General features: G+C 64.9%; 12 protein-coding genes. 7 read left to right on the top strand and 5 right to left on the bottom strand.

Features of this window, described 5'->3' with window-relative positions; genetic code table 11:
* Window positions 1–53: 53 nt before the first annotated feature.
* Window positions 54–635, bottom strand: a complete 582-nt coding sequence (locus ACVMB0_RS03460; protein ID WP_461345326.1) for a YqaA family protein — start codon at window positions 633–635, stop codon at window positions 54–56.
* 215 nt (window positions 636–850) lie between these two features.
* On the opposite strand from ACVMB0_RS03460, the gene ACVMB0_RS03465 reads away from it, so the two are divergent.
* A complete protein-coding gene (locus tag ACVMB0_RS03465; protein ID WP_461349582.1) occupies window positions 851–2,182 on the top strand; it encodes an IS1182 family transposase in 1,332 nt (443 codons plus the stop codon).
* A 145-nt stretch (window positions 2,183–2,327) separates the two neighbouring features.
* Here ACVMB0_RS03465 and hisE read toward each other — a convergent pair whose 3' ends face one another.
* Together hisE and ACVMB0_RS03475 are read right to left on the bottom strand one after the other, a co-directional pair.
* On the bottom strand, window positions 2,328–2,735 hold the full coding sequence (hisE, locus tag ACVMB0_RS03470) for a phosphoribosyl-ATP diphosphatase (protein WP_456752157.1): 408 nt from the start codon (window positions 2,733–2,735) through the stop codon (window positions 2,328–2,330).
* A 120-nt stretch (window positions 2,736–2,855) separates the two neighbouring features.
* On the bottom strand, window positions 2,856–3,296 hold the full coding sequence (locus tag ACVMB0_RS03475; RefSeq protein WP_461349583.1) for a hypothetical protein: 441 nt from the start codon (window positions 3,294–3,296) through the stop codon (window positions 2,856–2,858).
* Window positions 3,297–3,571: 275 nt separating this feature from the next.
* Here ACVMB0_RS03475 and ACVMB0_RS03480 point away from each other — a divergent pair, with 275 nt between their 5' ends.
* From ACVMB0_RS03480 to ACVMB0_RS03505, 6 genes are all read left to right on the top strand, one after another.
* Window positions 3,572–4,627 carry an ABC transporter substrate-binding protein gene (locus ACVMB0_RS03480; protein WP_461345327.1) on the top strand — a complete coding sequence of 352 codons (1,056 nt, stop codon included), beginning with the start codon at window positions 3,572–3,574 and terminating at the stop codon, window positions 4,625–4,627.
* Between the two features lie 221 nt (window positions 4,628–4,848).
* A complete protein-coding gene (locus ACVMB0_RS03485) occupies window positions 4,849–6,627 on the top strand; it encodes a glucan ABC transporter ATP-binding protein/ permease (protein WP_461345328.1) in 1,779 nt (592 codons plus the stop codon).
* A gap of 203 nt (window positions 6,628–6,830) precedes the next feature.
* Window positions 6,831–8,279 (top strand): D-alanyl-D-alanine carboxypeptidase family protein, encoded by a 1,449-nt coding sequence (locus ACVMB0_RS03490; RefSeq protein WP_461345329.1) that lies wholly within the window; start codon window positions 6,831–6,833, stop codon window positions 8,277–8,279.
* 177 nt (window positions 8,280–8,456) lie between these two features.
* Complete coding sequence (locus ACVMB0_RS03495) at window positions 8,457–10,139, top strand: long-chain-fatty-acid--CoA ligase (RefSeq protein WP_461345330.1); 1,683 nt, start codon at window positions 8,457–8,459, stop codon at window positions 10,137–10,139.
* A gap of 84 nt (window positions 10,140–10,223) precedes the next feature.
* Window positions 10,224–10,781 carry a DUF924 family protein gene (locus tag ACVMB0_RS03500; RefSeq protein ID WP_456752151.1) on the top strand — a complete coding sequence of 186 codons (558 nt, stop codon included), beginning with the start codon at window positions 10,224–10,226 and terminating at the stop codon, window positions 10,779–10,781.
* Between the two features lie 209 nt (window positions 10,782–10,990).
* Window positions 10,991–11,476, top strand: a complete 486-nt coding sequence (locus ACVMB0_RS03505) for a peroxiredoxin (RefSeq protein ID WP_456752150.1) — start codon at window positions 10,991–10,993, stop codon at window positions 11,474–11,476.
* Window positions 11,477–11,585: 109 nt separating this feature from the next.
* Here the strand turns inward: ACVMB0_RS03505 and rnhA are convergent, their stop codons facing one another.
* Window positions 11,586–12,047: a ribonuclease HI gene (gene rnhA, locus ACVMB0_RS03510; protein WP_456752149.1), complete on the bottom strand. Its 462-nt coding sequence runs from the start codon at window positions 12,045–12,047 to the stop codon at window positions 11,586–11,588.
* Window positions 12,035–13,015 carry a homoserine kinase gene (locus ACVMB0_RS03515; protein WP_456752148.1) on the bottom strand — a complete coding sequence of 327 codons (981 nt, stop codon included), beginning with the start codon at window positions 13,013–13,015 and terminating at the stop codon, window positions 12,035–12,037. Before ACVMB0_RS03515 ends, rnhA begins: the two co-directional genes overlap by 13 nt.
* Between the last annotated feature and the right edge of the window lie 2 nt (window positions 13,016–13,017).

Consider the following 13,017-nt stretch of genomic DNA (forward strand, 5'->3'; position numbering starts at 1 on the left):
GAGCGTAGTCCGAAGCCGTCCGTGGGCAAAGACGCTGACGACTAGAACTTTGGTCAGATCAGCTTGAATGCGACAACGAAGCCCAGCACCAGCACGATGGCGCCGATCGCAACCCACAGGCCGAGCCGCTTCTCGAGCTCGGCGCGGATGACATCGCCATAGCGGTTGAGCAGCACCGCGACGAAGAAGAAGCGGCCGCCGCGTGCGACGATCGAGCACAGGATGAACAGCCAGATGTTGTAGCCGGCAAAGCCTGAGGTGATGGTGACGAGCTTGTAGGGGATCGGCGTCAGCCCCTTCACCAGGATGATCACGGCGCCCCACTCGGCATAGGAGGCACGGAACCCGTCGACCTTGTCGGAGAGGCCGTAGAGATGGATCAGCCACTGCCCGAGCGAGTCGTAGAGCAGCGCGCCGATCGCGTAGCCGAGCACGCCGCCGGCAACCGACGCCACGGTGCAGACCGCCGCGAACCACCAGGCCCGCTTCGGCCGCGCCAGCGACATCGGCAGCAGCATGATGTCGGGAGGAATCGGGAAGAAGGAGCTCTCGGCGAACGCGACCGCCGCGAGAATCCAGAGTGCGTAGGGCTTGTCGGCCGCGTCGACGCACCAGTCGTAAATCCGTTTCAACATAGGCGCGATGAACCATCATGGAGCCGATTTGTCCATGCCGGGATTGGGCCGAATAGGGTCGATTTCAATCGGTCACCAGCCGGGCCGTGCATCCTTCGAGACGCGCGCAAGAGCGCGCTCCTCAGAGGGTGTGATTTTTTTGGGGTTTCAGCGAGCATTATAGCCGAAAGCCGGCGCGGTGTGATTCTCTGGCGATGACGGATTCGCGGGAGGTGATGTTGGCTGCCGATGAGTTGTTTGGGGACCTGCCGGAGCAGGCGAAGCCACCAGCCGAAGCGGGCTTGCCCGGCGCTCCGCGGCTGCGTGAGCCCCAGCGCGACCAGATTGCGCTGCGAGCGGTTGATATTGAGAGCCTGATCGGGGAAGACCATCCGGTGCGGCTGATCTGGTCTTATGTCGAAGAGCTTGATCTGAGTGAGTTGGAGGACCGGATCAAGGCTCGCGGCGATCGTCCCGGTCACCCCGCGACCTCGCCCCGGCTTTTGCTGGCGCTGTGGCTCTATGCCGCCAGCGAAGGCGTTGGCAGCGCGCGGGCGTTGGAGCGGCTGTGCGAGAGCCACGATGCCTATCGCTGGCTGTGCGGCGGGGTGTCGGTGAACTATCACCTGCTGGCGGACTTCCGGGTCGGCAACGCCGATCTGCTTGACCGACTGCTCAGTGAGCATCTGGCAGCGTTGGCAAAGGCCGGTCTCGTCGATCTGGAGACCTTGGCGCAGGATGGCATGCGGGTCCGGGCCAGCGCCGGGGCCGCCTCGTTCCGGCGCGAGGCGACGTTGGATAAGCATTTGGCGCAGGCTGAGGCCGTGGTGGAAGACCTCAAGCGCGAGGTCGACACACGCTCGGACGCCAGCAATAAGCGTGCCCGGGCAGCCAAGGAGCGGGCCGCGCGGGAACGCAGCGCGCGGGTGAAGGCGGCGCAGACGGCGCTCGCCGAGATCAAGCAGCAGCGCAAGGAGCGCGAAGAAAATCGCGGCAACGGCAAGACGCCGAAGGAGCCGCGGGCCTCCACGACGGACGCCTATGCACGGGTCATGAAGATGGCGAACGGCGGCTTCCGCCCCGCCTACAACGTGCAGGTGACGAGCGTGGCCGGCGAGCAGATCGTCGTCGACACCAGAATTTGCAACGTCGGATCCGATCGCGGCCTGATGCGCCCCATGCTGGAGCGGCAGCGTGCGCGGCCCGGAGGGTTGCCCAAGGACCATCTCGTCGATGGCGGCTTTGGCAGTGCCGAGGACATCGAATGGGCCTATGCCGAGGGCATCGATATCTTTTGTCCGCCCACTCAATCCAAGCACGGTACCGATCCCTATCTACCGCGGCGCGGCGACGGTCCGGGGGTGTTGGCCTGGCGTGCGCGAATGGCGAGCGAAGAGGGCAAGGCCCGATACAGGTCCCGGTCGATCTGCGAGTGCATCCATGCCCGCTGGCGCAATTGGGACCTGCGGCAATTGACCGTGCGCGGCATCGAAAAGGTCCGTGCCGTCGTGCTCTGGTACGCCCTCGTCAACAACATCCTGCAAGGCAACCGCCTCTCCAGAGCCTAAACAACGGGTCATCGCCGAACTCGAACTCAAACCTGCCAATTGCTGCGACGAACAGCCGCCAAAAACTCCGCAGGAGCCGAATCCGTCACAAGCTCTCAGGATGACGGGGCATGGGGTGTTCCAGCCTTTCCGGTTGGGTTTACGGCTACCGTTTGCGCAGCCGGTTCTCCAGCGCGACAATTCGACGCCGGACCACCGGGACCGGCGCGGTCTTGGACAGGCTCTTGGAGACCTTGACCGGTGACTTCGGCAGCTTCTCGGCGAGCCCGAGCAGCCGTTCGCGTCGCTCCATCTCGCGCCAGACATCCTCGGGCCTCACGCCGGCGGACGCCCAGAGCACCGTGAGATTGTAGAGCAGGTCCGCGCTCTCGCGAACCACGGCGTCCGGCTTGCCGCTGATGGCGTCGATCACGACCTCGACCGCTTCCTCGGCAAGCTTCTTGGCCATCTTGGCCGGCCCGCGCTGGAACAGCCGTGCCGTGCGCGACGTGGCCGGATCAAGATCCTTGGCCGCGATCACCGCCTGGTAAAGCCGCTCGATCGAATCACCCATCGTTCGAGCCTAATCGAAACGCGTCGCCGGCGTGTTAACGGCGCAATGGACGACAAAAAATCCACCGGCCTCGCAGCCGGTGGATTGGATCGATTGTGACAGTTTCGAGAACCGCCCGTGTCAGTAGGGCGTATAGGGCAGCGTGGAGCGGCGCCCGTAATAGGGGCGATAACCATAATACGGTCCGCCGCCGTAATAGGCCGGGCCGCCATAATAGGCAGGACCACCACCGTAGTAACCGGGGCCACCGTAGTAGCCGTAGGAGTCGTAATAGTCGCGGCGGCTCTGGGCTGCGGCGATCGCCAGACCCGTGCCGACGATGCCGGCGAACATGGCCGCAGCAGCCGCGCCACCACCGCCACCGCGATAGTAACGACGGCGCGCACTGATGTCGGTCGCACCGCTCGTGCCTTGTGACGTTGTCACTGTGGCCGCCTTGCCCGCCGGAGTTGAGCCTGCGAACGCCATCGTCGGCTCAACGGCCGTCAACGCCACCGCGGCAACCGTTGCCAACGTGGCTGCGCGGCCAATGGACGAAAAAACACCCTTTCGCGCAAACATTGCAGTCATCCTTAATGGAAGCCGGCCCGACGGGCCTTGGTTAGCTAACCACCACCTCTAGATTAGGTTCCCCAAACCGAATGCAAGCTCAACAACCCTAACGTGAAAACAGCTTAGATCCTGCCAGTCATCGGCCGTTCACTTTGCCCAGGGCAAAATGGCTGCAAATAACGCCTGAAATTGACGCTTGAACTGCAGCTTTCGTTGGCGCATTCGATGTCGTGAAACAGGCGCGCAGCCGGCGCGGCACTTTGTCTCGCCTCCCGGATGGCATGATGCAGGTAAGTCGGACCACCGTTCTCCGCTGGATGCTGGCCGGCATGATCGGCCTTTCGGGCGGCGTGTGGCCGGCCTTGACGACGCTGTACGCCGGCGATCCGCCGCAGCCGCTCTCGATCCAGTTCACGCTCGACCGTCCGCTCGATGCTGTCGCCGCACCTTTCGTGATGGCGTCGACCGGCGGCTTGTTCGGCGCCGAGGGCCTCAACGTCGGCACCAATGTCGCGACCAGCTCGGCGGATGCCATCGCGCGCGTCGCCGACGGTGCGAGCGATTTCGCCCTCGTCGACCTCAACGCGCTGATCCGCTTTCGCGACAAGCCGGGTGCCGCGCCCGTCAAGGCGGTGTTCGTGCTGTTCAACCAGGCGCCCTACGCGATCATTGCCCGCAAGAGCCGCGGCATCAACACGCTGACCGACATGGAGGGCAAGAACCTCGGCGTCGCCGAGGGCGACCTCTCGATCCGGCTGTGGCCCGCGGTCGCCAAGCAGAACGGCATCAAGCTTGCGAGCGTCAAGCAGAACACGATCAGCGCCGCGGTGCGCGAGCCGATGCTGTCGGCCGGCCAGGTCGATGCCGTGACCGGCTTCTCCTATCTCTCCGCGATCAATCTGCGGGATCGCGGCGTGCCGGCCGACGATCTCGCGGTGCTGCGCTTCGCCGACTATGGCTGCGTGGCCTATGGCTTCGCCGTGATCGTCAGCCCGCGGCTAGCAGCGGCGAAACCGGACGTGGTGAAAGGGTTCGTGCGCGCGGTGATCGGCGGTACCAACCTCACCGTCAAGGACCCTGCCCGTGCCGCGGGCGAGGTGGTGAGCCGGATGGACGGCGGCTCGCGCGATCTCGAGCTCGAGCGGCTCGGCGCCATCCTCCGCGACAACATCCTGACCACTGAAGTCAAGCGCAACGGCCTCGGCGGCATCGAGCCGGAGCGCTTCGAGCGCTTGGTCGACCAGCTCGCGGAGGACTTCAAATTCCAGCAGCGGCCGCACGCCGCCGACATCTTCGACGACCAATTCCTGCCGCCGATCGACAGCCGGCTGGTGAATTGAGCCCTCATCCTATCCACGTCATTGCGAGCGAAGCGAAGCAATCCATTGTCGCCGGGCGCGTGGAAGCATGGATTGCTTCGTCGCTGTCGCTCCTCGCAACGACGGGCGACGGAATTGGATAACGCAGCAGGGGGGCCATCACCCGCTGGCCCTGCATCGCGAACCCTGATTAGATTGCATCCCGCCTGATCGGGCGTCCACCGCTTACGAGTCCCGCCGGCATGTCCATGCTCCGCCTCTATACCCGCGTCCTCGAACTGCTCGGCAAGGAGGCACGGCTCGGCTGGATCCTCGCCGCCGCCAACATGCTGCTCGCCGCCGCGCAATTCGCCGAGCCGGTGCTGTTCGGCAAGATCGTCGACGTGCTGTCGGGCCGGCCGGTCACCGGGCTGTTCGCGACCTCCTCGGCCTGGCCGCTGCTGGTGGCCTGGGCGGCGTTCGGCCTGTTCACGATCGGCTGCAGCGCGATCGTGGCGCTCCAGGCCGACCGGCTGGCGCACCGCCAGCGCCAGGCGGTGCTGACGGATTATTTCGAGCACATCCTGCAGCTGCCGCTGACCTTCCACTCCGGCACCCATTCCGGACGGCTGATGAAGGTGATGCTGAACGGCACCGATGCACTGTGGCGGCTCTGGCTCGCCTTCTTCCGCGAGCATTTCGCCGCGATCATGTCGCTGATCGTGCTGCTGCCGCTCGCGCTCTACATCAACTGGCGGCTGGCGATCCTGCTGTTCGTGCTGTGCGTCGTGTTCACCGTGCTGACCACGCTGGTGGTGCGCAAGACCTACGGCATGCAGAGCGAGGTCGAGGCGTATTACAGCGACCTGTCGGCGCGCGCCTCCGACGCGCTCGGCAATGTCGCGCTGGTGCAGAGCTTCGTGCGGATCGATTCCGAGGTACAGGGCCTGCGCTTCGTCGCCGACAAGCTGCTCGCGGTGCAGATGCCGGTGCTGTCCTGGTGGGCGCTGGTCACCGTGATCACGCGCGCCTCGACCACCATCACGGTGCTGGCGATCTTCACGGTCGGCATCGCGCTCCATAATGAAGGCCTCACCACGGTCGGCGAGATCGTGATGTTCGTCTCGTTCGCCACCATGCTGATCCAGAAGCTCGAACAGGTGGTGAGCTTCATCAACAACGTCTTCATGGAGGCGCCGCGCCTGCAGGAGTTCTTCGACGTGCTCGACGCGGTGCCGGCGGTGCGCGACCGGCCCGGCGCGATCGATCCCGGACGGCTGTCGGGCCTCGTCGAATTCAACGACGTCTCGTTCTCTTATGACGGCAAGCGGCCGGCGATCGAGGACCTCTCCTTCACCGCATTGCCGGGCCAGACCATCGCGCTGGTCGGCTCGACCGGCGCCGGCAAGTCCACCGCGATCGCACTGCTGCATCGCGCGTTCGATCCGCAATCCGGCCTCATCAAGATCGATGGGATGGACATCCGCGCGATGAAGCTGATGGCGCTGCGGCGGAACATCGGCGTGGTATTCCAGGAGGCGCTGCTGTTCAACCGGTCGCTCGCCGAGAACCTGCGCGTCGGCAAGCCCGATGCAACCGATGAGGAGCTGCGTACCGCCGCGGCGCGCGCGCAGGCGCTGGACTTCATCGAGCGCAGCGACAAGAAGTTCGAGACCCATGCCGGCGAGCGCGGCCGCATGCTCTCGGGCGGCGAACGTCAGCGGCTGTCGATCGCGCGTGCGCTCTTGAAGGACCCGCCGATCCTGATCCTCGACGAGGCGACCAGCGCGCTCGACGCCGTCACCGAGGCCAAGGTGAACGCCGCTCTCGACGAAGTGATGAAGGGGCGCACCACTTTCGTGATCGCGCACCGCCTCTCGACCATCCGCCACGCCACCCGCATCCTGCTGTTCGAGCAGGGACGGGTGATCGAAAGCGGAACTTTCGATGAACTGGTGGCAAAAGGCGGCCGTTTTGCCGATCTCGCGCGGGCCCAGTTCATGATCCAGGAGCAGGCGCGCGCCGGCATCGAGGCACCATAATTCTCACCTTTCCAATTGAGGCGGCTGCCGAAATTCAGCCGATTTCGTCCACGATATAATTCGCCGGCCTCTGTTCTCTGCTGGCAAGCCGGTATAGGGTTTGCGTCGCCGCAACGCGGCGCCGGACACGCTTGAAACCCGTACGTCGCAATCGCAAGACCTCCTTTTTTGAAGGCGGGTCTCAAAGGACCGGAACCGGATTCGTGCATTTTCCTCGCCCGCTGCGCCCATCGTTGAAATGGATTCTGGCCGTCGCGATGTTCGCCATCGCAACGCCGCAGATCGCACAAGCCGAAGCGCTGCTGGTCGTCGAGGCCGATACTGGAAAGGTGCTGCAGGCCGACAACGCGACGATGCCGTGGTATCCGGCTTCGCTCAGCAAGTTGATGACCGCCTATGTGACGCTGAAGGCGGTCAAGGACGGCCGCGTCTCGCTCGACACGCTGCTCACGGTGTCGCCGAACGCCGCCTCGCAGTCGCCCTCGAAGATGGGCCTGCGGCCCGGAACCCAGGTCACCGTCGACAACGCGCTGAAGATGATGCTGGTGAAGTCGGCGAACGACATGGCCGTGGTGCTGGCCGAAGGCATCGGCGGTTCGATCGACGGCTTTGCCGGGATGATGAACGATGCCGCGCACAAGCTCGGCATGACGCAGACCAGCTACGTCAACCCGAACGGCCTGCCGGCCGACGGCCAGATCACCTCGGCGCGCGACATGGCGATCCTCGCCCGCGCCATCATCCGCGACCTGCCGGAATACGAGTATTTCGTCCACATCCCCTCGATCCGGTTCGGCCGCCGCATCACCCAGAACTTCAACAAGCTGATCGGCCGCTATCCCGGCGCCGACGGCTTCAAGACCGGCTTCATCTGCGCCTCCGGCTACAATCTGGTGGCCTCGGCGACGCGCGACGGCAAGCGGCTGATCGCCGTGGTGCTCGGCGCCTCCTCCGGCCGCATGCGCGCGATCCGCGCCGCGCAGCTTTTGGATCGCGGCTTTGCCAATAACGGGCTGGCGTGGCTGCGGCCCTCGCTCGGCACCGTCGACAATCTGGTGCCGATCGATTCCACGCCGCCGAACCTGCGCGAGGAGATGTGCGGCCCCAAACACAAGCGGCCAGCCAGCGACGAGGACGGCGAAGACACCATCGCCAGCGCCGGAGGCGCGAGCACCAATGGCGACGGCGGCGTGAGCTTCTTCGCGTCGGGCCTGCAAGCCGCGATGCCGACCAAACCGGCCGACCTGCTGGCACAGCCGGCGGCGGCCTCCGAGCCGGTCGTGGTCTATACCGGGCCGACCAAGACCGGCGCTGCGCTGATCGCCGCGGTCGAGGCCGACACCGAGAAGCTGCAGCCGGCGGTCAAGCGCGGCAAGGGCAAGCACAGTCGCGTCGCGGGCAAGAAGCCCGATGCGGCCGATGACGCGAAGGGCGACGCCAAGAGCGCGGCCAAATCGGACAGCAAGCCGGCGGCCAAGCCCGTGCGCCACGCCAACGCCAAGTCCGATACCAAGCCCGATGCCGCAGCTGCGAAGCCGGCCGTGGACAAGCCTGCCGCCGCAAAGCCTGCCGGCAAGCCGGCGGCGGCAAAGCCTGCTGCGAAGCCGAAAGCTGCCGACAAGCCGAAAGCCGACGCCAAGCCGGCGGGTTAGCAGGGCGTCGCCCCCTCCGATCTCCCAATGCGTCGATAGCGCGCAGCGGCTTGCCATCGGCCGCGGCATCGCTCAATACTGCCTGAAATACCGCGACCAAGAATAATACGGCCGAGGGTCGAGAAACCCGGAAACAATCCGGGACATCAGCCAATTTGAGAGAGGGGATAGACCAACATGGAGCGCATCTGGCTCAAGCATTATCCGGCCGGCGTGCCTGCCGATATCGACGTCACGCAATATTCGTCGCTGGTCGAATTGCTGGAAGAGAGCTTCAAGAAGTTCGCCGATCGCAAGGCGTTCATCTGCATGGACAAGGCGATCACCTATCGCGAGCTCGACGAGATGTCGACGGCGCTCGGCGCCTATCTGCAAAGCAAGGGCCTGCAAAAGGGCGCGCGGGTCGCGCTGATGATGCCGAACGTGCTGCAATATCCGGTCGCGACCGCTGCCGTGCTGCGCGCCGGCTATGCCGTGGTCAACGTCAATCCGCTCTACACGCCGCGCGAGCTCGAGCACCAGCTGAAGGATTCCGGCGCCGAGGCGATCATCGTGCTGGAGAACTTCGCCACCACGGTGCAGAAGGTGCTTCCCAACACCTCGGTCAAGCTCGTCATCGTCGGCAGCATGGGCGACCTGCTCGGCTTCAAGGGCGTGATCGTCAACCTGGTGGTGCGCCGGGTGAAGAAGATGGTGCCGGCCTGGTCGATACCAGGCGTCGTCGGCTTCAACGAGGCGCTATCGGCCGGCCGCGCGGCCAGGCTCAACAAGCCTGTGCTGACGCTCGATGATGTCGCCTTCCTGCAATATACCGGCGGCACCACCGGCGTTTCCAAGGGCGCGACCCTGCTCCACCGCAACATCCTGGCCAACGTGCTGCAGAACGACGCCTGGCTGCAACCGGCGCTGGCGAAGCCGCCGATCGTCGAGCAGATGGTCATCGTCTGCGCGCTGCCGCTCTATCACGTCTTCGCGCTCACCGCCTGCTATCTGCTCGGCATGCGGGCCGGCGGCACCAATCTGCTGATTCCGAATCCGCGCGACATGGCGGGCTTCGTCAAAGAACTGTCGAAGTACCAGGTCAGCTTCTTCCCGGCGGTCAACACCCTCTACAATGGCCTGTTGAACACGCCCGGATTCGACAAGCTCGACTTCTCCAAGCTGAAGATCGCCAATGGCGGCGGCATGGCGACGCAGAGGCCGGTCGCCGAGAAATGGCTGAAGGTCACGGGCATCGCGTTGTCGGAAGGCTATGGCCTGTCGGAGACGTCGCCGACCCTGACGTGCAATCCCGCCACGATCGAGGAATTCTCCGGAACGATCGGCCTTCCGGTCCCGTCGACCTGGCTCTCGATCCGCGACGACGACGGCAACGAGCTGCCGATCGGCGAGGCCGGCGAGATCTGCGCCAAGGGCCCGCAGGTGATGTCAGGCTACTGGAACAGGCCGGACGAGACCGCGCGCGTGATGACCGCGGACGGCTATTTCCGCACCGGCGACATCGGCGTGATGGACGAGAAGGGCTATACCAAGATCGTCGACCGCAAGAAGGACATGATCCTGGTCTCCGGCTTCAACGTCTATCCGAACGAGATCGAGGAAGTGATCGCGAGCCATCCGGGCGTGCTGGAATGCGCCGTGATCGGCGTGCCCGATGCCAAGTCCGGCGAGGCGGTGAAGGCGTTCGTGGTCAAGAAGGATCCGAACGTCACGGCGGAGGACATCATCAAGTTCAGCGCCACCCAGCTCACCGCCTACAAGGTGCCGAAGCAGATCGAGTTCAGGACCGATTTGCCGAAGACCAATGTCGGCAAGATCCTGCGCCGCGAATTGCGCGACGAGAAGAAGGCTGCGGCCTAGAGCATGATCCGGAAGAGTGCGAAGCGGTTTTCCGGATAGGATCATGCTCAAACAAGAGTCAGGTATGGCGAGCGTTGGACGGACATGACTGACGCCGGCATCGCGACGCCTGCCGAAATCATCGCGTTCTGGCGAGACGCCGGCCGCGACCGCTGGTACACCCGCGACGACGCCTTCGACGCCGACATCCGCAGCCGCTTTCTCGCCACCTGGCAGAAGGCGGCTGGCGGCGGATTGTCGTCATGGGAGACGAGCGACCAGGGCACGCTCGCGTTGACCATCGTGCTCGACCAGTTTCCGCGCAACCTGTTTCGCGGCGACGCCAGGACCTTCTCAAGCGATGCTCTGGCGCGCGAGGTGGCAAGCCGCGCCATCGACCGCGGCGTCGATGCGCGGACCGACCCGGTGCTGCGGGAATTCCTCTATCTGCCGTTCGAGCATTCGGAGGAGCTCGCTGACCAGGAGCGCTGCGTGGCGCTGTTCCGGCAATACGACTGCCATCCCGATAATCTGAAATACGCCGAGGACCACGCCGACATCATCCGCCGGTTCGGACGCTTCCCGCACCGGAATGCCGTCCTGGGCCGGGAAACGACCGCCGAGGAGCGGGCTTTCCTCGATGCCGGCGGGTTTTCCGGCTAAAGCGCGATGAGATCGGGCTGGAACGTCATCGCGCTTTAGATTCTTGTTTGGGCATGATCTTTTCGGAAAACCGCTTCGCACTTTTCCGGATCATGCGCTGATGACGGAACGGTGACCGCGGTTCGGCATTGCCGTTCCCGCAGCAGCTCGTATTGTGCCGTCCGAGCGCCGGGTCTAAGACAGTTCCGCTTCACCGAGGGAGAATGACGATGACGATCAATGTTGGCGACAAGCTGCCGGAAACCAAGTTTCGCGTGATGACCGCCGAGGGTCCGCAGGTCAAAACCACCGACGACATTTTCAAGGGCAAGAAGGTCGCCCTGTTCGCGGTGCCCGGCGCCTACACCGGCACCTGCCACAAGATGCACCTGCCGAGCATCTTCCTCAACGCCTATGCCATCAAGAACAAGGGCGTCGACACCATCGCGATCGTCTCGGTCAACGACGCCTTCGTGATGAACGCCTGGAAGCGCGACACCGACCAGCGCGACGAGGCGGTTTTCCTGGCCGACGGCAATGCCGACTTCACCAAGGCGATCGGCATGGAGCTCGACGCCTCCGGCAACGGCCTCGGCATCCGTTCCCACCGCTACTCGATGCTGGTCGAGGACGGCGTGGTGAAGAAGCTCAACAAGGAGCCGGCTCCGGGCAAGGTCGAAGTCTCCGGCGGCGACACGCTGCTCGGCCAGCTGTAGTTTTCATCGTCATTCCGGGGCGGTGCGACAGCACCGAACCCGGAATCTCGAGATTCCGGGCCTGGCGCTAGCGCGCCATCCCGGAATGACTGCGCAGAGGTCCTGCGCCTTACGTCTTCAACCTCGCCATCGCCACGCCTTCCCGCGCCAGCTCGTCGGCGCGTTCGTTCTCCGTGTGGCCGGCATGGCCCTTGATCCAGTGCCAGCGCACCTCATGCGGCTTCAGCGCGGCATCGAGGCGCTGCCACAGCTCGACATTCTTGACCGGCTTCTTGTCGGCGGTGCGCCAGCCGTTGCGCTTCCAGCCGTGGATCCAGCCGGTGATGCCCTGACGGACATACTGGCTGTCGGTGGTGAGGTCGACCACGCAGGGCTTCTTCAGGGCTTCCAGCGCCGAGATCGCCGCCATCAGCTCCATGCGGTTGTTGGTGGTGTGCGGCTCGCCGCCCTTCAACTCCTTCTCGACATCGCCGAACCGGAGGATCGCGCCCCAGCCACCCGGGCCGGGATTTCCGGAGCAGGCACCATCGGTGAAGACAGTCACATGCGGCTTGTCGCTCACGCCGCGCATCCCGCGGGCGTGATGCCGTAATCGTTCAGGCTCGCGACATTCTGCTGGAAGCGCAGCTTGCGGACGTATTCCAGCGGATCCTTCGGCTGCACCAGCGCGCCTTCGGGCACGTTGAGGAAGTCGACCAGCCGGGTCAGCAGGAAGCGCATCGCAGCGCCGCGCGCGAGCAGCGGCAGCGCGGCCTCTTCCGCCGCCGACAACGGCCGCTCGCGGCCATAGGCCTTGAGCAGCGTACGCGCCTTGGTGACGTTGAAGGAATGATCCGGCTCGAAGCACCAGGCGTTGAGGCAGATCGCGACGTCGTAGGCCAGGATGTCGTTGCAGGCGAACGGGAAGTCGATCAGGCCCGACAGCCTGTCGCCGAGGAAGAACACGTTGTCCGGAAACAGATCGGCATGGATCACGCCGACCGGCAGATCCGCCGGCCACGAAGCCTCGAGATGATCGAGCTCGCGCGCGATGAAGTCGTGCAGCCCGGCCTGCACGCCGTCGGCCCGCGCAGCTGAGAGCGCGAACAGCGGCCGCCAGCCGGACACCGACAGCGGGTTGGTGCGCACCAGCGGAAAGTCGGCACCGGCGAGATGCATCTTCGCCAGCGCCTCGCCGACGCCGGAGCAATGCACCACGTTCGGCTTGCGCGGCCACACGCCCTCGAGGAAGTTGATGATCGCCGCCGGCCGGCCGGCGAGCCGGCTCGTCACCTCGCCCTTGCGGTTGCGCGCCGGCTGCGGGCACGACACGCCGCGCGCGGCGAGATGCGCCATCAGCGACAGGAAATACGGCAGGTCGTCCTCCGCCACGCGCTTCTCATAGAGCGTGAGGATATAGGCGCCCTGGCTGGTGTGCAGCAGGAAGTTCGAATTCTCGACGCCCTCGGCGATGCCCTTGTAGGAGAGCAGTTCGCCGATGTCGTAGCTCTTGAGGAATTCCGCGAGGTCTTCGGCGGCAACGTCGGTGTAGACCGCCATAT

It is taken from the genome of Bradyrhizobium sp. USDA 4451, assembly GCF_054822585.1.

Bases quoted from the DNA above. Each gene is read 5' to 3' on its own strand.
- ACVMB0_RS03460 (WP_461345326.1), bottom strand. From the start codon at position 635: ATGTTGAAACGGATTTACGACTGGTGCGTCGACGCGGCCGACAAGCCC.
- ACVMB0_RS03465 (WP_461349582.1), top strand. From the start codon at position 851: ATGTTGGCTGCCGATGAGTTGTTTGGGGACCTGCCGGAGCAGGCGAAG.
- hisE (WP_456752157.1), bottom strand. From the start codon at position 2,735: ATGGGTGATTCGATCGAGCGGCTTTACCAGGCGGTGATCGCGGCCAAG.
- ACVMB0_RS03475 (WP_461349583.1), bottom strand. From the start codon at position 3,296: ATGTTTGCGCGAAAGGGTGTTTTTTCGTCCATTGGCCGCGCAGCCACG.
- ACVMB0_RS03480 (WP_461345327.1), top strand. From the start codon at position 3,572: ATGCAGGTAAGTCGGACCACCGTTCTCCGCTGGATGCTGGCCGGCATG.
- ACVMB0_RS03485 (WP_461345328.1), top strand. From the start codon at position 4,849: ATGTCCATGCTCCGCCTCTATACCCGCGTCCTCGAACTGCTCGGCAAG.
- ACVMB0_RS03495 (WP_461345330.1), top strand. From the start codon at position 8,457: ATGGAGCGCATCTGGCTCAAGCATTATCCGGCCGGCGTGCCTGCCGAT.
- ACVMB0_RS03500 (WP_456752151.1), top strand. From the start codon at position 10,224: ATGACTGACGCCGGCATCGCGACGCCTGCCGAAATCATCGCGTTCTGG.
- ACVMB0_RS03505 (WP_456752150.1), top strand. From the start codon at position 10,991: ATGACGATCAATGTTGGCGACAAGCTGCCGGAAACCAAGTTTCGCGTG.
- rnhA (WP_456752149.1), bottom strand. From the start codon at position 12,047: ATGCGCGGCGTGAGCGACAAGCCGCATGTGACTGTCTTCACCGATGGT.
- ACVMB0_RS03515 (WP_456752148.1), bottom strand. From the start codon at position 13,015: ATGGCGGTCTACACCGACGTTGCCGCCGAAGACCTCGCGGAATTCCTC.